Below are 23,449 nucleotides of genomic sequence, written 5' to 3' on the forward strand. Positions count from 1 at the left end.
CGATCCGTGCAGGATTCTGCGCGACGATTGCGATCGTCAAGGTCGACCGCCGGCACCATGCGACCGGCGGCGTTACGCGCAGCCGACGTCTCCGATGCGATGGCGTTTGATCTTGTACCAGAGGTTGCGCTCGCTGACGCCGAGCAGCCGTGCGGCCTTGGCCTTGTTGTCGCCGCATTTCGCGAGCGCCTGACGGATGGCTTCGGCCTCCGCGCGTCCGACGACGGCAGCAAGCGTGGCCGGCTCTGGGCCCATCGAAGCCGCAGCGGCCGGGTCGACCTCAGGAAGATCAAGCAGGTGTGCGACCATGTCGTCGTCCGCGCGGTCGCCTTCGCAGCGCACGGTCAAGCGCTCGCATACGTTCCGCAGCTCCCGGACATTGCCGGGCCACAGATAGGCTTCGAGAAGCTCGCGCGCGTCGCGCTGAAGCGTCAGCGGCCGGCGGCCGATGCGCGATGCCGACTCGGCAAGGAAATGCGCAGCGAGCAGGGCGATGTCGCCGTCGCGCTCGCGCAGCGGCGGCACGCGCAGCTGCAGCACGTTGAGGCGGTAATACAGGTCCTCGCGGAAACGGCCTTCGGAGACAGCCTCGGACAGATTGCGGTGCGTGGCCGAAACCATCCGCACGTCCACGTGCACCGGGATGTTGCTGCCCACGCGCTGCACGATCCCTTCTTCCAGAACTCTCAGCAGCTTGGCCTGCAGCACCAGCGGCATGTCGCCGATCTCGTCGAGGAACATCGTGCCGCCCGAAGCCAGCTCGAACTTTCCGATGCGCTGGTCGGATGCTCCGGTGAAGGCGCCGCGCGCGTGTCCGAACAGCTCGCTTTCGAGCAGCTCGAGCGGAATGGCGGCGCAGTTGATCGGGACGAAAAGCGACGAGGCGCGGTCGCTGCATTCGTGAATCGCACGAGCGACATGCTCCTTGCCGGTTCCGGTTTCGCCGACGATCAGCACCGGAGCGCGCGACTGCGCGACGGACCGGACCTCGGCGAACATCTTCCGTATCGGGGCCGACTGGCCGACCATGTTGGCGAGTCCGCGGTGCCCGCTCTCGCGCAGGAAACGATTCTCGGAGGCGAGCCCGTCCAGCTCGAACGCACGCTTGATCAGCATGTCCAGCTCATCGAGGTCGAAAGGCTTCGTGATGTAATCGAACGCGCCGAGATGCATGGCCTGGACTGCCGAATCGACCGTGCCGTATGCGGTCATCACGATTACCGGCATTGCCGGATTGCTCCGGCGCGCCTCGCCCAGAAGCTCAATGCCGTCCTTGTCCGGCATCCGGAGGTCGGTCAGCAGAAGGTCGATGCCCTCGTCGAGACGGGCGCTGGCTTCCTTTCCGCTCGCAGCAGTGACCACGCGGTGACCGCGCTGCGTCAGTGCCGCTTCGAGCAACCGCCGGAATCGCTCTTCATCATCGACGACGAGAATGGTGCGCTCGCGTTTCATCGCAGTTCTCCATTGTTGCTTTGCTGGTGGACGGGAAGCGTTACGCGGAACTCCGCGCCGCCTTCGGGCCGGTTGCGGGCAGTGACCTCGCCGCCGTGTGCGCGCACGATGCGGCGTACGATGGCGAGGCCGAGCCCGATGCCGCCGTCCCGTTTGCTGGTGAACGGCTCGAACAGCCTTTCGAGGACCTCGGACGGGATCCCGTGCCCATGATCGACGACCACGAGCTCTGCTGCGGGTCCGCATTCGGCCAGGCCAACCTCGACCTTCGATCCCCTGGGGCTCGCCTGCATCGCGTTCATCAGCAGGTTGAGACAGACCTGGTGCATCTGGTCGGAATCGCAGGCCACGATGATCGGCTGCCGGGCATGTTCAATGTCGATTGCCACGCCGCGCGCCGTCGATTCCGACGCGAGAAGGTGGGCCGAGCGTTCGACGATCACGCTCAGGTCGACGGACGACTTGAGCGGCGGCACAGGCTTGACGAAGTCGAGGAGGTCGGCGACGACGCGCGCCAGGCGATCGGATTCTTCCTTGATGAAGACGGACCATTCGGCGGCTTCGTTGTCGCCGCAGTCCTTCATCCTGCGCTCGAGCAGCTGCGCCGCGTTGCGGATGATACCGAGCGGAGTGCGCACCTCGTGTGCGATACCGGCCGCCATCTCGCCGAGGAACGCCAGCTTGGAGGTCCGGATCATTTCGTCATTGGCCGAGGCGACCGCCGTGACCATTCTCTGAAACGCGCCCGCCAGCTCGCCGACCTCGTCGTGCGAGCTCGGCGACGGCACGGGTTCGAGATCACCGGTTCGCGCGATTCGCGCGGCCACCTGCGTCAGCTCCTTGATCGGGCGTGCGAGGCGATCCGCCAGCAGCGCTGCCGCGGCGAGCGCAAAGAGAATCAGGCCGAACCCGGTGGCGAACACGCGATCCCGGACCGCGACGACCGGTGCGAGCGCCAGATCCCGCGGGATGCTCGCCGTCAGATGCCAACCGGGCGTCGGCAGTATTTTTTCGCTGCCGATCGGGACTTCCGCAACGATGAATGCGCGGCCCTCAAGGTCGGTTCCCTCGTGAATGATGGGCGGAGCGTCGGCGGGAAAGCGCTCCGGATTGCTGCCGCGTCCCACTTGCCAGCGCTCCGGATGCCGGATCGCAATCGGATCGCTGCGTCCGGCCACGAGGCGATCGTTGCCGTCGAAAAGGCGCAACTCCACCTGCGAGTGGCCGGGCTTGGGCACGACGATCCGGTCGAGGACATCGCGATTGAGCATCGCGACGAGCGTGCCGAGCACTTCGCCGTCGTGGTCAGGGTCGGGAATCGTCGAGGCGAGCCGTACGTACCACGCGTGATGACGATCGGACCATTCCATCGATGGTACGGCGGAGTCGCCGTACGCCCCGTCGGTCGCCGTTGCGGCGGACTCGGGCAGCCGCCTGCCGATATCGTCCGCATCGCTCGACGCGACGCAGACGCCGTCCTTCCCGAACACGAGCATGTCGAGATAAACGCCGTAGTCACGCTGGAGCGATGCGAGAAAACGGGCGATCGTCTTGTCCATGTCCTGCACGACGATCTCGCGCATGATCGAAAGCCGCGCCCACGTGCGAACGTTGCGGTAGTGGGCGACCAGCATCTCTTCCAGCCCGCCCTTGACGTTGACGGTATCGTCGGCCAGCTGCTCGCGAATCGACGGCAGCAGCACGCTGCGTGCTGTCGCGAACGCGACCAGGCCATAAAGCAGCGTCGACCCGGTCAGCAGAATCGCCGACGCGGCCAGCAGCTTCGCGCGGATCGACGTCCTCGGGCCCGTTCGTGCGACTTCAGCGGACATCGACGACCTCCACGACGGCCACGGACGGATCGACGTCGTTCGCATCGATGTATCCGATCGCGTTCGGCGTCACCGCAACGTACGCCCGAACGGCCTTGCTCGATTGCAGGACGGCGGGTGGCGCGACGCCCTGAAAGTATTCGCGGTTCCAGTAAGTCGCGAGGTTTTCCTCACTGTCGCGCATCGCTTGCGCGGAGAAAGCGCGGCGCAGCGGATCGCTGCCGGAAAGGTTGAGCGGAAGGATCGCGCTTCCGTCGCGCCAGAAGCGGCTCTTCCCACGATAGATCCGTTCGAGCTCGTCGCGGGCAATCGAGCGTACGGGGTTGAGCGGATGAACGATCACCCTCCACGCGACATCGCCTGCGGCTGCCTGACCGCATCGCCCGCTTGCCGGCAGGAGGGCTGCCGTCAGGCAGATCATGCCGGCCAGCGCGGCTCTCACGTACCTTCCACCGCGTGACATGGCTGGCTCAGAACAGCATCGAGAACGACGAGAGCACGCCGTCGCCGCCGAGGCTCGTGTCATCACCACCGAGGATGCCTTCGAGCTTGAAGACGATGGCGTCGTACGGCTTCCACGCTGCTCCAAAGACGACGGGTACCCGGTCGAATCCGCGCAGGTCCACGTACTCGACACGAACGAACGGATGAAGGTTGAGCCCGGCATGCCAGACGATCTGCGCATAACCGCCGCCGGTCGCGTGTCCGGAATCGGGCGCATTGATTGCGATCTCGGACGAGAGCTCGACGAGCCGGGCAGTCCAGAAGGCATCGACGCCGAAGGTCGTTTCGTCGCGATGATCGACGTGGTCATGGAAGTGGACGACCGATGCACCGACGCGCACACCGCTGCTGGTGCCGGCCTCGGCGCGAGCGCCGACGGCGCGGCGTGCTTTCTGCGGATCGTGGCTGTCATCGATCTGCGGTGTCACCTGCCCGAACGCCGTAATGATGAGATCGAAGGCAGTGACCGGCGCGAACAAGGTGGCTTCCATGCCGGTGACGCTGGTGTCGAAGAACTCCGCGGTCGCGATCGGACGCGACGACGTCCAGACGAGCGGCTCGGCGTGAATGACGTTCCAGATGCCGAATGGCGTGAGCATCTGGCCGATCCGCAGCCGCACGTGCTCACCCGCCAGCCACTGCGAATAGAGCCGCTCGAGGTTGAACAGGTGATCGCCGCTGCCGAATCCGCCGGATTCGATGTGCACCGGATCTTCGAGCTCGGCTTCCGTGAAAAGCAGCCAATGGTCAGTGAGCCGAAGCGTAAGAAAAGCGCTGAGGTCATCGACGACGAGCTCGTCGCGGGAATCGTCGAGAAACGCGGCATCGACGGCAACGTAGCCACCGATGGTCAGCCTGTCATGAAAAAGTGGCAGTCCGCGGCCGGGTTCATAGTCGGCGTGTGCGTGCCAGGCGAAGCACAGCAGCAGCGACGCGACGAATGCGACTACGCGCACAAATCGGTGCCGGCGGACGTTCATGGTCTGCTCCGGTTCAACGCGGGACACACTCTCGCAAACGCCTGCAATCGCAAAAAGCGCGGCAGGCCTGGGCTGCGCGGATCACGCAAGAAATTGCGCACTCACTTCGCAGGTCGCATCCGTTCTGGAACGGGCTTTGCTGAATACCGGACGGAGCCCGCAGCCATCGGAGTACGGCTGCCAAGGAGACACGCATGATTCCGCATAAATCCTCATTTTCCGGGTTCGCAGCCGCCGTGGCGGTTGTCACCGCTGCGATCGGATTTCCCACTGCTGGCAACGCCGACTCGCCCACGTTCGGTACGCTCAGCAACTTCGACTGCTTCAACGATACCGGCGAGGAGACCCACGGCTTCGAGATCGAGCTCGACGGACTCTCGAGCGCCGATGTCGTGTACACGTTCGGAGAGCAGCGCTACGGGAATCCCGTAGTCGTCGACTTCGCCGGCGGCGTCTATGTCCGCTACGAGAGCGCGTACGACCCCGGCACGCAGACGTTCGCGGCGGCGACACCGCTCGCGCCGGCCGTGATCAGCCCGACCGACGGGCACGCATGCTGGACGGGCGGAGCCGGCGATTACCTGTCGAGCGGCTGCGAGCATTTCGGCGTTTCGCTGAACGGAAATCCGACGACCACGACGTACCGCTGGCTGGTTGCCGATCCCCAGCAGCCCGGCACGCTCAAACGTGCGGGCACCGACGTGCACATTCCGGCGCCGATCTGGAACCTGAAGCCGCCGCCTCCGCAGTCGCCCGACCAGATTCATCCGGTCGTCGCGGCGGTGATCGAGCCGCCCGAGCCGCACGAGTTCCCGTTCGGCGATGCGATCTGGATGAAAGTCTACAAGACCGAATCGCCGGAGCCGGCCGAGCTGAACCATCTGGTGACCGACGATGAGCGCGTGCCCGACGAGGCGGCCGAAGTCGAGATGGAATGGCAGCTTCTTCAGTCCGAGGTGGGCGTGCCGCACGAAGCCGAGCAGGAAGCGCAGATCGCCGAAGGCAACGAGTCGGTGACCCGCCGCTACGAATTCTACGAGTACACCGGCAAGTATAACGATGAGGACCACGAGGCCCTTCCGGAGAGCGATTCGAATCCGGCCGAAGGCGAGGTCGGAAACTACATCGGCTCGCAGATGGCAGCGGTCAACCTCATCGCACCGGTAACGACCAGTACAACGACGAGTACGACGACCACGTCGATGTCGTCGTCGACGACGACGCTCGATGCGGCCGTGTGCGGAGACGCGAACGACGACGGCGGGATCACGTCGACCGATGCGCTTGCCGCGCTGCGTGCGGCGGTCGAGCTGTCGTCGCCGTGCACGCTCGCGCGCTGCGACACCGACCACAGCGGCTCGCTGCAGTCGTCGGACGCACTGCGTATCCTCAGGTTCGCGGTCGGCCAGCCGGTCGTGCTCGACTGCACGGCCTGACGGGCCCGGCGGTCGGGGCAGCAACGGTCCGGGCAGAACGCCGGTCCGGCCACGGCGCGTGGCGGACCGGCGCCCGTGGACGGACCCGCGCCCATGGTCGTGGATCTTCCCAAAGCCGGGCAGCAACCGGCGACCGGCCCATCTTCAAGACCAATTCAAGAACTCCTCAAGTACTTCCGGGCTCGACCGGGCGACACTGCGATCATGACGTTGCGAGCGTCGCCGGCGTCGGGCCGGCGAGGCTCCAGGCCCAGCCGTGGAGGTACAGTCCGTGTCCAGAACACGTAATTCATTGATCCGTCTCGTCGGGATCGCTTTCGCACTGCTCGCGGCGGCATCGCCGTCGCGCGCAGACTTCGGAAACTGCGGCCAGCCAGCGAGTTTTGGACCCAAGCCGCTCGCGTCGGATGCGCTGAGCGTGCTGCGGGCGGCCGTCGGCACGATCGGCTGCACGACGTGCGTCTGCGACGCGACGGGCGACGGCAAAATCACGAGCTCGGACGCGCTGCGGGTGCTTCGCTTCGCCGTCGGGCTCGGCGACGGGCTGGAGTGCCCGGTTTGCCGGGCCGAGAAAGTCATCGGAGCCGCCGGCGGCACGATCGAATCGCTCGACGGCTCGGTCACGATCGCGGTTCCGGCCGGCGCGCTCGATTCGGATACGACCGTTTCGATCGAAGGCGGTGCGCTCTCGGATCTTCCCGCCTCGTTGCGAACCAATGCGACCGCCTGGCGACTCGAACCTGCCGGACTCACATTCAACGTGCCGGCGACGGTCACGATACCGCGCGACGACGCGTCGGTATCCGGACTGGGCGCAAAGATCGCAATGCTCGTTTCGATCGATGACGATGGCGTCGAGGTGCTCGACAACCAGACACAGACGGTGGATTCGACTTCCGGAACGACACGGGTCGCGGCCCGCGCCGACCTCGGACACTTCTCGACACTCGCCATCGTGCCTCTCGGCGTAACTGCCCGCGTAGTCGGCGTGCCGACGAGCGTCATCACCGTGGACGAGGGACTGGTGCTTACGGCGCTGGTTTCGGAGAATGCCGGCGAAGACGTTGTCGACGTCGTGGCGGCCTCGTATATCGACGACGACTTCGGATCGTTCCAACCGGATGGAATAGAAACCGCGGACGTTCCGCTCGAGGAGGTGACCGAAGGCAACTTCGGCCACGGTCTCGATTACATCTGTTCGTCGCAGGTGAGCGCGTTCTTCACACCGCGGATCAGGACGGTGTACGACGTGGCGGCAGCGTTCGAGGGCGCGCCGTCGGGCGTCGAGCATACGACACTGATGAAGACGAACGTCGTCTGCGCGCCATAGCGCAGCGTTCTGACCGACTAGCCGGCAGCCGTGCGCGACAGCGCGCGCTCCATGCGAAGGCTCGCGTCGTCCAGCTCGGCTTCGTGAATGACGAGCGGCGGCGCGAGCCGCACGACCCGATCGTCGTGCAGCGTCCACCCGAGCAGCAGTCCCTCGCTGCGACAGGCCTGCGTGAACGCCGCGGCGCGCGAGGCGGCATCGAATTCGATTCCGATCAGAAGCCCGGCGTGGCGGATCTCGCGCACGGCCGGGCTTCGCAGCCGTTGGCGCAGCCGGTCCGTGAACCATTCGCCGAGCCGGGCCGCGCGATCGGCGAGCTTCTCCTCCAGCATGACTTCGAGCGACGCGAGCCCTGCCGCGCACGAGAGCGGATGGCCGCCGAACGTCGTCACGTGCGCGAGCGGCGGATCGTGCGACAGCGTGCGCATCACGCTGCGCGATGCGATGAACGCGCCGAGCGGCAGGCCGCCGCCGAGCGCTTTGGCCAGCACCAGCACGTCGGGCACGACGCCTTCGCGCTCGAATGCGAAGAGGCTTCCGGTCCGGCCGAAGCCCGTCAGCACCTCGTCGAAGATCAGAAGCACGCCGTGCTCGCTGCAGCGCGCGCGCAGCGCCGCAAGCCATCCCGGTTTCGGAAGGATCACGCCGGCTTCGGCCTGCACAGGCTCCACGATGACGGCCGCATGGCGTTCGTCGATCACCGCGAGGCCGTCGAAGTCGTTGAAATCGATCTGCGCGACGTCGCCGACCAGAGGCTCGAACGGCGTGCGGTAGACCGGATTGCCGCCGACCGAGACCGATCCCATCGTATCGCCGTGGAAGCCGCCGCTGCACGAGACGAGCCAGGTCCTTCCGGTCGCCTTGCGCGCGAGCTTGAGCGCGCCTTCGACGGCTTCGGTGCCGGAGTTCGTGAAATACACGTTGTCGAGCGTTGCCGGCAGGACGCTCGCAAGCTTCCGCGCAAGCGCGGCCTGCGCCTCCTGGACGAGCTCGCCGTAGACCATCACGTGAAGATGCTTTTCGGCCTGCACGCGGATGGCTTCGAGCACGCGCGCATTTCCGTGGCCGAGCGCGCAGACGCCGATGCCGGCAAGCAGGTCGAGGTATTCGCGGCCGCCGGCAGCGTGAATCGTGCAGCCGCTCGCGCGCTCGACGACGAGGCCGAGCGGTGAGTCGGAAGTCTGCGCGACGTTGCGAAGGAACGCGGCGAGCTGCTCGCCCGGAGTCATGGTGAGGTTGGTACGGCAGATGCCGCGGACATGCGAAAGACTGTCGCGGGCGGCCGGCTCAAACGGTCTCTTCGACGGTGCGCCATTCGAGAAGATCCGCGAGCCGGTGATGTCCGTCCTGCGCCCATTCGATCGGCGGGCGCTGCATCTGGCCGGGTGGGCAGATCCACGTCGCGCCGAGCTGCTCGAACGTTCCGGCAAGGTCTTCGTACGCGTGATGCGCGGGATCGAGCCCGAGCCCGACGCCGGCCAGCGGAAGCTGTGCGGTTCTCAGCCGCTCGACGAGCTCGGTGCGATTGGCGACCGATGCGACCACGACGGTGCGCAGCCCCGGTCCCGGCGCTGCCGGAGCAAGCGGCCGGTAGTGCACCACCCACGCATCGCCGCGCCCGCGCAGCAGGATGCCGCCGCCTTCGCGAAGCGACACCATCTCGCACGCATCGAGAAACGCGCGCCGCCTCGTCTCGACCGCAAGCTCGCGCGGAAGCCGCGGACACAGCGCCTCGTAGCGGCTGAGCTGAATCCCGAGCAGGCGCGCAAGACGCGACGCGCGCTTCTCCGCACCTTCGACGAACACGACGTGCGGCGTCAGGCAGCCGAGGCCTTCGTACTGCACGATGTCGGCCGCAAAGCCTTCCTGCCACTGGTCGGTGTCGGCCTCGCGCGGCACGACGCCGACGCTGATGCGCGAGCCGCGCGTGACGATCGGTCGGCGCGGATGCCGCGACACGATCGACTTCATCGTCGAGTCCGAGCCCGACAGCTCGACGCGATGGGCAAGCTCGAAAATCAGCTTCTCCATTCCCATGTCGCCGGCACGCCACGACGCGGGGACGACCATGGCGGCAAGGTCGCGCGAATACTCGGCGAGCGTCGCGACGAACGCGGCCGTCAGCCACGGCTGCCGCTCACTGTCGCGCACCACGCAGATCGAGCGCGCCAGCAGCGACGCGACGATCGGAGGAATCGAAAGCCCCGGCACGTTGCCGGCCAGCGAATGAAATACGACGCGTGGGCCGAGCAGGCGCCCGCGACGGCCGCCGATCATCTCGGTTGCGGATTCGAGCGCTTGCGGCTGCTCGACTTCGCGCTCGACAAGGCGGCGAAGCGAGTCCTCGGTGACGACGCCGAAGATCGAGTCGAGGCCGCGCTCGAGAAGCACGCGCGACAGCCGGAGGTCGCGCGTCAGCAGCCCGACGAGGCGGATGCGCGGAGTGTAGTGGGGCTGGGTCCACGCGGTGGCCGCAGCTGCGAGAATTTCGATGATCTCGGCGGTGGTCATGGCGTCGAGAACACGCGCGCGCGCGCGCCCGCCTTCGCGGATCGCCTGTTCGAGCGCCGCGGCGTTGGTCGCGCACGGCGCGGAAGCGCCGCCTCCGCCCTGCGCAGCACGCATCGCGCGATGACCTTCGCGCGTGCCCGGTTCCTGTTCGCCTGTCGAAGTCGTCTTCACAACCGTCCGCCCGATGCCTTCCGATCTGTCCGCTTCGATTCCAACGTGTCCGTCCGCTTCGGTCCTTCTTATTCGTCCGCTTCGGTCCTGCTTTATCCGTCCGCTGCGGGATCGCTGCCAGGTATGCTGCCGGAAAGGCCGGACATCAACTGGCTGCAGCCGCGCGCGTCGGCTCCGCTCGCACGCCCCAGCACTTCGAACCCGCGTCCGGCAGCGACGCCGAGATCGAGAGTCTGGACGCACGAGATGCTGCCGCAGTTCGCGAGATCGAAATGCCGGAGAATCCCGCGCTCGCCACGACCGGCCGGCGCGAGCGTGGCGGGATCGACGACGATCGTACGTGTCCACCCAGGACCCACCATCGCCCGCGGCTCGTTCCTTCCGCTCCAGCGGCTGCGAAACGCATCGTCATAAAACTGCGAAAGCAACTCCGTCATGCCGTACTCCTCGACACAGAGATAGGAGGGAATGTGCAGGAATCTCCACACCGCCTTGAGGATGCCGGCGCGCGACATCGTGCGGCCGCCCTTGGTTCCACCCGTATGAACCAGGCGGCTGTCGGCCGGCAGCCTGAGCGCGAGCCTGCGATCGCGAAGCGCATCGAGCACGGCCGTGATCGTCGATCGAAGCGCGAGCACGAGCACCGGCGTGGTGCCGGCCGCAGCGTGCTCGAGAGATGCGACTGCTCCGTCGACGTCGAGCTTGCCGGCGGCGTCGAACAGGCTCGCACGCGGCGCATCGGCTTCGCTCGAAGCGAACGCGTCGATCACGAACTGGTACATCTGGCCGAGCGATGAGGCCGGATGACTGACCGCGCCCGGCCCGAGCAGGATGATCTCCATCGGTCCCGGCGAGTCGGGCATCGTCATCGCAGCGAAATGGGCGAGAGAGCAGCGGCGGTAGAGATCGAGATCGCTCGCATCGAGCACGTGGCGGCTCGGACGATCCGGCCCCTGCGTAGTGCCGCTGCTGAGGAACGTCCTGGCCGGCGAATCGGTGCCGCACGAGAGGCTCTCTTCCTTGAACAGGTCCGCGGGCGCGGCGGGGATTTCCCACCAATGCGTCACGTCGCGCGGGCCGGCGCCGCGAAGCTCGCAAAGCCTGCGGTACAGCGGAACGTTCTCGTACTGGTGCGCGAAGACCTCGCGTGCGAGCCGGGCGAACGTGGCGTCGTCGGACGGCTCCGCCGATCCTCCCGGCTGCGCGATCGACTGTGCGATGAATTCGTGGACCCGATCGAGAATCATTCGGTCCGGATCATGCCGCCGGTGCGGCGACAGTGCTGCCGGAAGAGCTTCCGAGGATTGCTCCGCTGACCGGCGGCGATACGCTCGCCGCATGAGCGAGCCGGAAGCCGAGGTCGACCTCGAAGAGCTGTTCTACGAAGGCAGCGATCTTCATGGGGAAGGAAAGCATGACGAGGCGATGGCGCGCTTCGATCGCATTCTCGAGATCGATCCGAACTACGCCGATGCGCTGCTCGGTAAAGCGATGGTGCACCTCGGCAGGAACGAGTTCGACGAGGCCATCGCGTGCGGCAAGCGCATGGTCGAGCTCTCGCCCGACGACATCCTCGCCTACACGAACCTGTCGGTCTTCTACCAGCGCGCCGGACGAATCGCCGAAGCCGAGGAAGCCGCGGCCAAGGCCAAGGTTCTCGACTGGAAGAAGCAGATCGGCGGAGCCTGACAAACAAAAGGGGCCGGTCCCTGGTCGGGACCGGCCCCTCGATATCGAGCGGATACGCGACGCCAGGATTATTTCGCGGCCGCGGCCGGAGCCGGTGCGGCCGGTGCGGGGGCCGCTGCTGCCGGAGCGGCAGCAGCAGCGTCGCCGCCGCCGCCGCCCTTGGCCAGCGCCTTCTCGCAGACTTCCTTGTCGCGTGTGATCTTTGCGAGCCTTGTGCTTGTCGTCTCCCGGTCATTCTCGAGATCGACGATGCGGTCCTGCTTCTGCTTGACCTGCCCCCGAAGCGCGGCGGCATCGCCCCACATCAGATAGCCGACGAGCAGGCCGGACCCGATCAAGGTGACGGCGACGACGATGCGGGTGGCTGCCTGCCAGGCCTTCTCCCTGAGCTCTTCCTGCGGGGTCTTGTCGAGGTCGATTTCGGACATGTTTCCTCCTTGAATTCAGTCGCCGCCGAAACAGGCGAAGCCGTGCCCGTCGATCGAGACTTGTGTCCGCGGGCTATAGCAAACGGGCAGGCTACGTCCAAGCCACGCCCCACGCCGTCCACGGACAACGACCCGGGACCGTTTGCGGGCAGGTTCGGCGCCGCTTACGGTCGAGTCCCATCGAACGACATCTCCGCGGCCTTCCATGAGGCCACCTGCGGAAAGAGACCAAAGAAGGAGGCGGGCCGTGACACGTCAGGCAGGGGACTGGGCGCTGATTCTGGGCGCATCGAGCGGCTTCGGCGCGGCCGTCAGCCGGGCCGTGGCGTCCAGAGGGATCAACGTCTGCGGAGTCCATCTCGACCGCCGTTCGACGATCGCGGCGGCGACCGAAACACGCGAAGCCTGCGAAGCGGCCGGCGTCGAAGCGCTCTTCTTCAATGCGAATGCCGCGGATCCGGAAAAGGTGCGCGCGATCCTCGACGAGCTCGCCACGCGCTGCCAGCCGGGACGGCTGCGCCTCGTGTTCCACTCGCTCGCATTCGGAGCATTGATGCCGCTCGTCGGTGACACGCCGAAAACGTCGGCAACGCCTGCGCAGATCGCAATGACGTTCGAAGTGATGGCGAGCTCGCTCGTGATCTGGACGCAGGAGGCGGCGTGGCGCGGCCTGATGGGACCGGGGACGCGCGTGCTCGCGATGACGTCGGCCGGATCGACGCGCTCGATGCCGTCGTACGGAATGGTCTCGGCGGCAAAGGCTGCGCTCGAAGCGTTCGTCCGTCAGCTTGCGGTCGAGCTCGGGCCGCGCGGCATTACCGTCAACGCACTTCGCGCAGGCGTCACCGATACGCCGGCGCTTCGAAAGATTCCCGGGCATGAGCGGATGATGGAGGTTGCCGGAGCGCTCAATCCCGGCGGCCGCCTGACGAAGCCGGAAGACGTTGCGCGTTTCGTCGCGCTGCTGCTCGAGGCCGAAGCGGCGTGGGTTTCCGGAAGCGTGATCGGCGTCGACGGCGGCGAGGACGTGGCGGCGTCCTGATCCGAATCTCGGTAACGCGTGTCCACGCGGCGTGGGTCGTCCGGGTATCCATTGCCGATTGCATCGGCGGTAGCGCTGCGGGAGCGGGAAGAGGCACTCAGTTCCGGCGTTCGCAAGCGCATCCTGGCAGCGCTCGACGCCGATCTTGCGGCGGTGGTAATGGTCGAATTGATCCCGCCAGTATGTGTGCCCGCGGTTGCTGCAACGACACGCGCTGCGTGCCCCTTCACGGAGCGGCCGCCATCGCCCCGCGGCCGCCGGTACGACATTCCCCGGGGAATGTTCGCGCATCGGCCAGATTGCCGCGCCTCGCATCCATGAAGGCGCGGCCAAAGTCGAGGTCCGCCTGATACTGGTTGTGTGCCGCGCAGCGCAGCTCGATGTTCTCGGGCGTAGGAAGTCCGCCCATGGCGAAGGGAGCTCTGTGGTGGAACTCGATGTTGCCCGTCTCGCGGCAGCGACGTCCTCGTGCGTCTACGTAGCAGCAGCGTCCCGAGTCGCGCCGCCATACGTCGCGCCGCACGGCTGCGGGGATGGTCCGCGATCGCTGTTCTCGCTGCGAAGCGGCTCTATCGGCCGCGGGCGTTGCGCCCGACCCATCGGTGCATTTTGCGTTCGTCGACGTCGTCGATTTCGGTCGGTCGGTCGAGCCTGCCTTGCGCGCGAGTGTCCGGACGAGCAGGACGTCGATCGCACGACTGATGATCGCGGCCGCATCGCGACCGGTCGCCGAGCGGGCCAGCAGATCCTGTAGCGAGCGGAGCTTGTCGTGCGTCGCTTCATCTACGGTGATCTCGATCTTGTAACGACGCGGGCTGAGCGGAACGATCGGCTTCACTGTTGCCGGTTGCGCTGACCGTGGGGTGGTCGCGACGCCGGCGACCTCGGAGTCCGGCTGGATTGACCGTGAAGCGGTCGCGACGCCGGCGACCTTGGAGTCCGGCCGATTGTTCGAGCAACCGACGGACTCGCGGTCTGTCGAAGCGCACCGATCGCTCGCACCGCCGGCACAACCGCCGGCAAACGCTGGCGCTGCCACCGCCGTCCCATCGCTCGCCGCGCCCGCACCGCGACGCCCGGGCATCGCACGAACACGCGACGCCACATCCGCTCGTGGCTCCAGCTCGGCAACCAGCCGCTCGACCTCGCGCGAGCTCTTGTGCCTGGCGCGCTCGAGCACTCGCAGGTGGTTCTCGGTCGTCAGATGCCTGGCCAGCAGATGGATCGCGCTGAGATGCAGCTCGCCGCGTGCGACCAGGTCGAGGACGACCGGAAAACGGCGCGCCGTCCGTGCAGCCCAGAGCCGCTTGGCAGTCACCTGCTCCGACATGTGGAAGCGCTCCATGCAGAAGCTGAACATGGAGGAGCAGGCATGTCTCGCCCAGAGCTTGCGCTCATCGATCTCGGCGATCGCGACGAGAAGCGCCGCAGTCGTACGACGGTCGCGGGCGACGAGGCACTCGAAGTGATCGAGCAGTTCCTGTTCGGAGAGTCTTGCAACGCTTTCGAAGGATGTCGTCATGACGACGCTTATAACACGGGTTTTTCAGACGTCGTTCGCCGTAAGGATGCGACCGGCCAGAGACATGCGCCTCTCGCGATAAGGCGCGAAGTCTGAGCGGCGCAACGCCCGAAGCCGCGAAAAAAGCAGAGCGCTCCGTTTCGCTTCGCTATACGCGACGTGAAGCGGCGAAAAATCGGCGTCAAGCGAAATCGACATCGCGACGACGCTCCCATAACAAAAATGGCATAGCCGGCCGTGATCTGCGCCCGATGTCGCACGTATCTGCGCCCGATGTCGCACGTACGAGTTCGCGCCGCGCGCATATTTCTGACGAAACCTTTCGGATCCGTCGCCAGTCACCCACCCCGGTGCAGGTGCTCGAGACACCGATCACTCTGAAGCGCTGATGCATCGGACGAAACCTGGATCACATTCCCCGCGGAATGCTGGTGCACCAGGGACTACCGCGCGGGCCGTGCTGCGCATCGCTACAACAAGTCCGGTAGCGGCATCGACACGAGCCCGTGTCCAGCCGCATGAATCAACGCTCGACGCGAACCAGGCCACCCGATCGTCCGGCGCGGTCACCTGACGTGCAGCCCGCACGCGCGGACCGTCCGTGAGCGCCTCTTCCACCGACTGTCCGCGGCCGACTGATCAACGGAGAGTGAGCGTCCGCGGGCACGCCCGAGGCTTCAGTTTTGAATGAGCGGACTTCCCAGCAGCGCCGGCAATGGTTCGGGAAATGCGCATTCGAACGGCGCGAACTCGAGTGCCGTCGGGCCTTCGCTCTTTGCGGACGGGTCGATGACGACGCGGATCACGAGCGGACAGCCTTGCCAGCGAAATGTTTCTTCCGAGTCGCCTGACTTCTCGACGCTGGCACCGAGAAGCTCGACCCAGCAGCGATGCGCGCGTTCGCGCTCGCGAATGACGAGGCGCGGACCTTTGAGCGTCGCGATGCTGCGCGGCGCACCTTCGTAGGATGCGGCAAACGGCTGCCAGTCGTCGCTCTGGTAGTCCGGATCGACCTCGGCCATCTGGACGACGATGCCGCCGGCCTGCTTCGGATGCAGGAAGCATTCTTTCCACGACGGCTGTTCGTCGTTGAAGCCGACGACGTCGTAACCGAGCCGTACGGCGCGATCGCGAGCGTCGTGGATGTCGGGGACCTTGAACGTCACGTGATGAACGCCCGGGCCGCGTGCTGCGATGAACCGGTGGAGAAACCCGTCCGGATCTCCGCTCGGCTCGATCAGCTCGAGCAGGCCGCCGCCGGCAAACGACCACTGCCGCCCATCGAAGCCCGCGCCGGGGCCGCCGCGATGCGGGCGTGCACCGAGCCCGCATTCGAGAAGCGCAGCAATCTCTCGCGAGCTGCGGACGCCGCACGCGACGTGATCAAGCCGGAGCTCGCGCATGATCGCGTGGGGTCAGGATCCCGAAAGTCGCGGCATCGCGACCACGACCGGCGGAGTCGTGATGGCTCCCCGGGGCGCGCGCGAAGCGGGAGAAGACGACTCGGAGCTGCGTCCACCGATCGCGAAGCTCTCGGGCACGCGTCCGGTTTCGGCGTACTGCTCGTGGAGATGGATCAACGCGAGGCAGATTCCCATGAGAATGTAGAAAAAGTCGTGGTACCACATGTCCGCGAAGAACGAGTAGAACAGGAACCCGATGAGCGCGGTTCGCATTGCGGCAACGAGCCAGCCGAGCTTCATCGGACCGTAGCGCGCTTCGTATTCCCACCGGATCTCGTGGATGCGGCGGAGCGTCCACCAGAAAAGCCAAAGGTACAGGACGAAGACCACGACGCCGCCTTCGGCGAGGGCCCACAGGTACGAGTTGTGCGGCGGGCCGACGACGCCGAACGGGTCAGTCACTGCTCGCTCGGTTTCGAAGTTGCCGATTCCGACGCCGAACACCGGATACTCGAACCACACACGCGTCGCGGCCTGGGCGGTCCGGAAACGGCCGCCGGCCGAGCCCTGCGCCTCGAAGCTCTCGTCCGACAGCGCCTGACTGCTGAGACCGACGTTGGTCAGCCGTTGCGCGGTCTGCGACGGAAGCAACAGATCGATGACGCTCGCGTCGTAGGCGAACTGGATAACGATGGCCATCGTGACGACCGCAAACGCGACGAACTTGCGGACGTTGAACTTGCCTTCCCACATCACGATGAGGACGAAGACGAGAAGGTTGAGCATGCCGCTTCGTGACGCGGTCAGCGGGATCATGATGAACGTGATCGCGGTGATGACCGCCCACAGCGGATACAGGATCGGACTGCGGATCGTGCGCCGCGCGTACCACAGCATGGTCAGCACGAGCAGCGCAAAATAGGCGAGTTTGTTCGGATTTCGTCCTGCGTAAAGCGCGCCGCCGGCATCACCGAGCGACCGCAGTCGTCCCGTACCCCAACCGGCGATTCCTTCGCCGGTTCCGATGCTGAAGTACGTGAACAGAAGCGCGGCGACCAGGATCGCGACGACCAGCTGCAGGTCGCGGTTGGTGCGGACGAAGAATACGAACAGTACCAGGAAGACCATTCGCGTCAGAAGCTTGGCGCCTTCGTCGCGTGTCGCGAAGAGTGCCGGGCCCTGGGCGCGCGTGCTCATTTCCACCTTGGTGGTGGCTTTTTCTTCCACGTATTCGCTGCCGCCCGAGTAGAACGCCGCGGACACGATCAGCGATCCGACGGCAATCGCGAGCAGGATGAACGGCTTGAAGCGCACGACCCACCAGCGATTGTCGCGCACCATCTCGTAGATCATCATCGGTACGAGCAGCAGCCCGAGGACGTTGTTGATCGTCAGGTTGCCGACGCCGCGAAGCGCGGCGGGATAGGTGAACAGGAACGTGGTCAGCAGGATGTAGACGCCGATCGTCGGCCGGCGCACGACCAGCGCAACGCCGAGGATGCCGATCATCGCGCTGACCAGATACGAGCCGCCGCCGGTCCACGCGGTGATGTAGGAGGCGAGCAGCAGGCCGAAGAAGCCGGCCGCCATCGCCATGCGGGCAAAAAGGCCGCGTGCGTCGGTGGAGGCTTCGGAAGGGCCCATCATTGCTGCTTCGTGAACGGTCGCTTCGGGGCTCGCAGGCGGGTGTCAGCTTTCCATCTGCATGGCCCGCCGGATGGCCCGCGGGACGGCCGGATGGTGGATCGCCGCATGCCGTGACGGACGGATTGCCGGATGGCTGCCTGCGCGCTGCTGCCGGGGATCGACTCGATCGCGGCATCGTAGACCGCCCGGCGCCCGACTACCAGTCACAATGACGGCCCGACGGGACGGACTTCTTCAGGAAACGCGGCCCGTTGCCGGCTCTTCGGCCAGACGGGCGAGGGCATCGAGCTCGTCCTCGCGAAAGCCGGCCTCGATGCGCAGCCGCCTTGGTACGGCATCGACGATCGCCCTGGTCCGGCCGCGAAAATGGGTGCGCACGGCCGCCTCGAACGCCGCCGCCGGAGCCAATCCCCGCCGCTCGCAGAGATAGTGGAACCAGTGCGAGCCGATGCGCACGTGGCCGACCTCGTCACGCAGCACGACCTCGAGGATCCGGGCGGTGGCTTCGTCGCCGCTGCGACGGAGCTTTTCGATCAGTCCCGGCGTCACGTCGAGCCCGCGCGCTTCGAGCACGCGGGGGACGAGCGCCATTCTGGCGAGCAGGTCATGGCGGGTGTGCTGGGCGGTTTCCCACAGACCGGCGTGAGCCGGCATTGCGCCGTAGTCGGTGCCGAGCTCGATCAGTCGCGCACGCAGCATCGCGAAGTGCTTCGCCTCCTCGGCAGCCACTATCGACCAGTCGTCGTAATACTCACGCGGCATCGCGTCGAAGCGCCAGACGGCATCCCACGCAAGATTGATCGCGTTCCATTCGATGTGTGCGATCGCGTGAACGAATGCGGCAAGACCCTGCGTCGATCCGAAACTGCGCCGGCGCACTCTTGTCGGAGATGTCAGTACGAGGCCCGGCGGCAGGCCGGGCGTGACATCATCGGGTGCTCCCGTACCGGTAGACAATTCGGTGTGTGGCTCGATGCGCAACCTGCCATCACGCCATGCGTCAATCGTGCGGCCAGTGAGCTCGACCTTGCGATCGAGGCCGCGTTCCTCGATGCAGAGTCGAGCAAGCCGCCGAAGGCCGTGCATCGAATCGGGCTCGCTGTCGGAAGACTTCATTCGTATTCAGGATTCTACGGCACGGCTGCAATCCTGTCGTTGCAGTGCTGCATGGCGTCGAATTGTCCGAAAACACCTTGACCGATGTGACCTCCCCTTCATAATCGCCGCTGAGATTCCGCGGGGGATGTGGTTTGTTCGGCCACGCGCGCGATTCCGGGGTAGCCTTTCGTATTCTTGCAGGGGGAGCGATGCGCCATCAAAGCGTAACGACGATGCTCGCCGTCATGGCAGTTACGGCCATTGCGCCTTTTGCGACGACGTCCGCTGTCGCGTCGACGGTCGGCGGCGGCGGCAGCGCGGCGACCGATTGCGCGCTCGTGCTCGAGGTTCCCGGCGCCAACAAGCCTGCTCTTCCGAAAACACCGAAGGCCGTCGACTGCATCGACGGTGACGCAACCTGCGACGACGACGGGCTTCGCAACGGCACGTGCGCGTTCTCCGTCCAGGTGTGCGTCAATTCGACGGCGCTCGATTCCTGCACCGGCGACAGCGCCGACAACATCGCGATCGATCACTCCGTCGACAACGGAGACGACCCGCGCTTCGACACCGACTTCCAAGCGCTGCAGGCGCGCGCGACGGCGATCGTGCCGACGTCGCAGCCCGATCGCTGCGCGCTGTCGAGCACCATCACGGTTCCGCTCATCGGTCCCGACTCTTCGAACGTGATGAAGAAGAACCGCAAGCAGCTGAGAATCACGACCTACGGCACGACGGCAGTCGGCGACGTGCGCGACGTCGACAAGGTCAAGTTCACGTGCCGCCCGGAAGGCGACGCGGTGTACGTGCCGACCGACCTGTACACGGGAACGTTCGACCGGATCCGCACGCAGATCTTCGCGCAGACGTGCGCGGTGGCGCAGTGCCACGATTCCGAAACCCACCAGGGAAATCTCATCCTGCTGTCCGGCGCGGCATACGGAAACCTCATCAACGTCGTTCCGGACATGGACGGCGCGGCCAACGACGGGCTCTATCGCGTCACGCCCGGCGATCCGGACATGAGCTTCCTCTATCGAAAACTTACCAATGTTCTCGACGCCGATTACGGCGCGTCGATGCCGTACCTCGAGGGCCCCATCGACGACTCGCTGATCGAGCTCGTCCGGCTCTGGATCATTGGCGACGGAACACTCGGACCTGCGCCGGAAGAAGGCTGGGTCACGGGAACGGATCAATGAGGTTCGACCGGGCATCGCGGGCCGGCGAAAAAAGGAGAATGCAATGGCAGTAGTCTGGGATTTGGAGAACGCAGCGCACCTTCTCAGGCGCGCAGCCTTCGGTGGCACGACGCAGGACATTCAGGCGTTCCACGACAGGTATGCCAGTGTCGATGAAGCGGTGGACGACCTGCTGAGCTTCTCTACGTCGAGCAAGAAGCCGCCCGGCGGTGGACGCGACTTCTATCGCGCCCAGATCAAACAGCGCCAGTGGTGGCTCAAGTCCATGCTGAAGGCGACCAATCCGAAAGATGCGCTGCGCGAGAAGCTCACGCTGTTCTGGCACAGTCACCTCTGCTCGGGATATTCCAAGCAGCCGGTCGCATCGTACATGTCGATCCAGAACGGGCTGTTCCGCCGCTATGCGAAAGGGAACTTCCGCGACCTCGTGCGCGACTTCAATCGCGATCCGGCCAACCTCTACTATCTCGACGGCATTACGAACTATGCGAGCGCCGACGGCGTGCACGTTTCGGCCAACGAGAACTTCGGCCGTGAGGTCCTCGAGCTGTTCACGGTCGGGATTTCCGAGTTTGCGGCCGACGGATCGAACGATCCGTCCAAGCCCAACTACACCGAAAGCGACGTTCACCAGCTCGCGCGCGCATTGACCGGCTGGGTCGAGCTCGACAAGGACGTCGGCGTCTGGCGCGACTGGGCCTGGGACGGCGGCCAGTACGACGACGACGGAGACGACAATCCGGATCCGATCACGATCTTCGGAGTCACCAACAGCAACTTCAAGATCGGGGAGGAAGTCGCCGGCACGCCGGACGACGTCCTCAAGCTGATCTTCGAACAGACCGATACGGCCGGGAATCCGCAGGCCGCGATGTTCCTGTGTCGCAAGCTGTGGACGTACTTTGCGTATCCGGCGCCGGCGCCGGGCCTGAAGACGCTGCTCGAGGGCTTCGCGGCGATCCTCGACGGCGCAGACTACGAGATCGCTCCCGTGCTCGCCGCCATGCTCAAGAGCGACGAGTTCTACAGCGACACCGCCAAGTCGCGCACGATCAAGAATCCGGTCGACTACATGGTCGGAATCTTCCGCATGCTCGGCATCAAGAGCAACGGCAAGACGCTCGGCGATTCCGACGAGCTCATCGACATGCTCGGCGAAATGGGAATGTATCTGTTCGAGCCGCCCAATGTCGCGGGCTGGCCGGGAGGCAAGCGCTGGATCACGACGGGAACGCTCGTGAGCCGTCTCGACTTTGCACGCCAGATTGCCGAGCTCGACTACTCGGGATCGGCGCTGCACCTGAGCACGGTCGTTACGATGGGCAGCGCGACCGCCGACCCCGACACGGTGCTGGCCGAGATCATCGCACGCTGCCATCTCGACGGTACGCTCGGCGGCGTCGCGCTGACGGCGAACCAGATCGCGGCGCTGCGTAATTTCCTCACCAACCAAAGCACCAAGACGAGTCTCGACCTGAGCGCCGACGACACTTTCGATGCGGAACGTCTCGTACGCGGTACGATCGCGCTCGCGCTCCAGTCGGCCGAAGCGATGATCTTTTAGGAGAAGGTGGGAACATGGCACTGACACGCAGACAGTTTCTCAAGAGAAGCGCGACGCTTGCGGCCGGGGCGACCGTTGCACCGGCGATGAAATGGCTTCCGGGCACCGGCGTTGCGTACGCAGCCGGGCCATCGGACGCGATCGTCGTGTTCGTTCAGCTCTTCGGCGGCAACGACAGCCTGAACATGGTGTACCCGACTTCGCTCGGCACGCAGCGGACCAAGTACGAGGAGTACCGTCCGACGCTCAAGCTGCCGCGCAACGGGGCCGAGCTGACGGTGTGGGGAGGCTCCGACCCGCAGTACGAGATCGACGTGTCCAAGGGCGTCCTGAACATCGGCAACGATTCTCTCGGCACCACGTACGCGCTCAATCCGGCGATGAAGGCGCTGCACGACATCTACGACGATGGCGAGCTCGCCGTCGTACCGGGAGTTCACTACCCGTACGCCGACTACTCGCATTTCCGCAGCGAGGTCATCTACTACACCGGCGATCCGATCGGATCGGCCGGTTTCGGATGGATGGGAAAGTACCTCGACCTGAGCGGCTACTCGGCCACCGAGGTGCCCGCCGTAATGCTCGGCGGCGAGTACAATCCGCTGTTCACACCGACCGGAACGAGCCTGTTTGCGTTCAATCGCCTGAGCGAGCTGCGCTTCCCGTCCGGTCACGACACGACGAACCGTTCGGCGGCGTTCAAGTCGATGTACCAGGAAAGCGCGGCGTCGGGCGGCCTGTTCCCGGAGCTCGTCAACATCGGAAATACCGGCGTCGCGGCCATCGATACGTTCCAGCAGTACTACCTGCCGGGACAGACGAACATTGGAAAGGTCGAAGGCCTGATGGTGGACGGCGACGGCAACTACGACCCGTACAACGACCTCACCTACACGTCGCCGCTCAACTACAACAACGGCGTATTCCGGGACACGTACCTGACAAGCGATCTTCGTCACGTGGCTGCGGTCATCCGTTCGGATGTCGGCGCCCGTTTCTTCCATGTCGGGATCGGCGGCTTCGACACGCACAGCAACCAGGAGGACGATTTCTACCACTCGCGCCTCCTGCAGCAGGTGTCCGAAGCGATCGGTGCATTCTGGGCCGAGATGAAGAACAACGTTACGCTGCCGGCCGGCTACGTCAGCGGCGACATCTCGAGCAAGGTGATGATTGTGACCGTCTCGGAGTTCGGGCGAACCAACAAGCAGAACAACGATACCGCGCAATCGGCTGGAACCGACCACGGGCGCTCGGGTTCGCAGTTCGTCGTCGGACCGGCCTCGATCGTGAATCCCGGGATTACCGGGCCGTTCCCGACGCTCGACGATCCGGATCTCGACGACGACATGCGCATGACGCACGATTTCCGGGATTTCTACGGGACCATCCTGCAGAAATGGCTGAACCTGACGCCCGCCCAGATCGGACCGGGCAACTCACCGGCGGATCCGCAGCTGTTCGTGAAGACCGCGACGCCGGACTGGCTCGGCCAGAGCTATACGGCGTACACCGCGCTCGGATTCCTGTCCTAGCGCGTACGGAGCCGTAACGCATGAACGCCCGTCGCCGCAGTCCGCGGCGACGGGCGTTCTGCGTTTCGGGCAGTAACGCCGTTCCCGCATCTTCCAACTGAAG

At 65.5% G+C, this 23,449-nt stretch carries 20 protein-coding genes; 8 read left to right on the top strand and 12 right to left on the bottom strand.

Features of this window, described 5'->3' with window-relative positions:
- Nucleotides 1-72: 72 nt before the first annotated feature.
- Genes VN634_21475 through VN634_21490 form a run of 4 tightly spaced genes read right to left on the bottom strand, consistent with a single transcriptional unit; the run spans nt 73 to nt 4,495 of the window.
- Entirely contained in the window at nt 73-1,452 is a 1,380-nt protein-coding gene (locus tag VN634_21475) for a sigma-54 dependent transcriptional regulator (protein HXC53472.1), read from the bottom strand.
- Entirely contained in the window at nt 1,449-3,284 is a 1,836-nt protein-coding gene (locus VN634_21480; protein ID HXC53473.1) for an ATP-binding protein, read from the bottom strand. Before VN634_21480 ends, VN634_21475 begins: the two co-directional genes overlap by 4 nt.
- Nucleotides 3,274-3,726, bottom strand: a complete 453-nt coding sequence (locus VN634_21485; protein HXC53474.1) for a hypothetical protein — start codon at nt 3,724-3,726, stop codon at nt 3,274-3,276. The genes VN634_21480 and VN634_21485 overlap by 11 nt, the downstream gene beginning before the upstream one ends.
- 28 nt (nt 3,727-3,754) lie before the next feature.
- Nucleotides 3,755-4,495: a hypothetical protein gene (locus VN634_21490; GenBank protein HXC53475.1), complete on the bottom strand. Its 741-nt coding sequence runs from the start codon at nt 4,493-4,495 to the stop codon at nt 3,755-3,757.
- Here VN634_21490 and VN634_21495 point away from each other — a divergent pair.
- The 3 genes from VN634_21495 (at nt 4,457) to VN634_21505 (ending at nt 7,534) form a co-directional block, all read left to right on the top strand.
- The gene (locus tag VN634_21495; GenBank protein ID HXC53476.1) at nt 4,457-4,966 is read left to right on the top strand and encodes a hypothetical protein; all 510 of its coding nucleotides are present in this window, start codon (nt 4,457-4,459) and stop codon (nt 4,964-4,966) included. The genes VN634_21490 and VN634_21495 overlap by 39 nt on opposite strands.
- Nucleotides 4,963-6,204, top strand: a complete 1,242-nt coding sequence (locus VN634_21500) for a hypothetical protein (protein HXC53477.1) — start codon at nt 4,963-4,965, stop codon at nt 6,202-6,204. The genes VN634_21495 and VN634_21500 overlap by 4 nt, the downstream gene beginning before the upstream one ends.
- Before the next feature lie 271 nt (nt 6,205-6,475).
- A complete protein-coding gene (locus tag VN634_21505; protein HXC53478.1) occupies nt 6,476-7,534 on the top strand; it encodes a hypothetical protein in 1,059 nt (352 codons plus the stop codon).
- 17 nt (nt 7,535-7,551) lie between these two features.
- Here the strand turns inward: VN634_21505 and VN634_21510 are convergent, their stop codons facing one another.
- From VN634_21510 to VN634_21520, 3 genes are all read right to left on the bottom strand, one after another.
- Nucleotides 7,552-8,763, bottom strand: a complete 1,212-nt coding sequence (locus VN634_21510) for an aspartate aminotransferase family protein (GenBank protein HXC53479.1) — start codon at nt 8,761-8,763, stop codon at nt 7,552-7,554.
- A gap of 58 nt (nt 8,764-8,821) precedes the next feature.
- On the bottom strand, nt 8,822-10,216 hold the full coding sequence (locus VN634_21515) for an acyl-CoA reductase (protein ID HXC53480.1): 1,395 nt from the start codon (nt 10,214-10,216) through the stop codon (nt 8,822-8,824).
- Nucleotides 10,217-10,308: 92 nt separating this feature from the next.
- Nucleotides 10,309-11,463, bottom strand: a complete 1,155-nt coding sequence (locus VN634_21520; protein ID HXC53481.1) for a hypothetical protein — start codon at nt 11,461-11,463, stop codon at nt 10,309-10,311.
- A 91-nt stretch (nt 11,464-11,554) separates the two neighbouring features.
- Here VN634_21520 and VN634_21525 point away from each other — a divergent pair, with 91 nt between their 5' ends.
- Nucleotides 11,555-11,905: a tetratricopeptide repeat protein gene (locus VN634_21525; protein ID HXC53482.1), complete on the top strand. Its 351-nt coding sequence runs from the start codon at nt 11,555-11,557 to the stop codon at nt 11,903-11,905.
- Between the two features lie 68 nt (nt 11,906-11,973).
- On the opposite strand, the gene VN634_21530 is transcribed toward VN634_21525, so the two are convergent.
- Nucleotides 11,974-12,333 carry a hypothetical protein gene (locus VN634_21530; protein HXC53483.1) on the bottom strand — a complete coding sequence of 120 codons (360 nt, stop codon included), beginning with the start codon at nt 12,331-12,333 and terminating at the stop codon, nt 11,974-11,976.
- 247 nt (nt 12,334-12,580) lie between these two features.
- On the opposite strand from VN634_21530, the gene VN634_21535 reads away from it, so the two are divergent.
- A complete protein-coding gene (locus VN634_21535; protein ID HXC53484.1) occupies nt 12,581-13,375 on the top strand; it encodes an SDR family oxidoreductase in 795 nt (264 codons plus the stop codon).
- Between the two features lie 226 nt (nt 13,376-13,601).
- Here the strand turns inward: VN634_21535 and VN634_21540 are convergent, their stop codons facing one another.
- The 4 genes from VN634_21540 to VN634_21555 all read right to left on the bottom strand — a co-directional run bounded on the left by VN634_21540 (nt 13,602) and on the right by VN634_21555 (nt 19,063).
- A complete protein-coding gene (locus VN634_21540) occupies nt 13,602-14,897 on the bottom strand; it encodes a hypothetical protein (GenBank protein HXC53485.1) in 1,296 nt (431 codons plus the stop codon).
- 677 nt (nt 14,898-15,574) lie between these two features.
- The gene (locus tag VN634_21545) at nt 15,575-16,300 is read right to left on the bottom strand and encodes a VOC family protein (protein ID HXC53486.1); all 726 of its coding nucleotides are present in this window, start codon (nt 16,298-16,300) and stop codon (nt 15,575-15,577) included.
- A gap of 12 nt (nt 16,301-16,312) precedes the next feature.
- Nucleotides 16,313-17,947, bottom strand: a complete 1,635-nt coding sequence (locus VN634_21550) for an O-antigen ligase family protein (GenBank protein HXC53487.1) — start codon at nt 17,945-17,947, stop codon at nt 16,313-16,315.
- Between the two features lie 234 nt (nt 17,948-18,181).
- A complete protein-coding gene (locus VN634_21555) occupies nt 18,182-19,063 on the bottom strand; it encodes a ferritin-like domain-containing protein (GenBank protein ID HXC53488.1) in 882 nt (293 codons plus the stop codon).
- Between the two features lie 191 nt (nt 19,064-19,254).
- Between VN634_21555 and VN634_21560 the strand changes: the two genes are divergently transcribed.
- The 3 genes from VN634_21560 to VN634_21570 are packed head-to-tail and all read left to right on the top strand — an operon-like array spanning nt 19,255 to nt 23,346.
- Nucleotides 19,255-20,247 (top strand): hypothetical protein, encoded by a 993-nt coding sequence (locus tag VN634_21560; GenBank protein ID HXC53489.1) that lies wholly within the window; start codon nt 19,255-19,257, stop codon nt 20,245-20,247.
- Between the two features lie 43 nt (nt 20,248-20,290).
- On the top strand, nt 20,291-21,811 hold the full coding sequence (locus tag VN634_21565; protein ID HXC53490.1) for a DUF1800 family protein: 1,521 nt from the start codon (nt 20,291-20,293) through the stop codon (nt 21,809-21,811).
- A gap of 14 nt (nt 21,812-21,825) precedes the next feature.
- Nucleotides 21,826-23,346, top strand: a complete 1,521-nt coding sequence (locus tag VN634_21570; GenBank protein ID HXC53491.1) for a DUF1501 domain-containing protein — start codon at nt 21,826-21,828, stop codon at nt 23,344-23,346.
- Nucleotides 23,347-23,449 lie beyond the last annotated feature (103 nt).

This window comes from Candidatus Limnocylindrales bacterium (genome assembly GCA_035571835.1).
Classification (GTDB): domain Bacteria; phylum Desulfobacterota; class Binatia; order UBA1149; family CAITLU01; genus DATNBU01.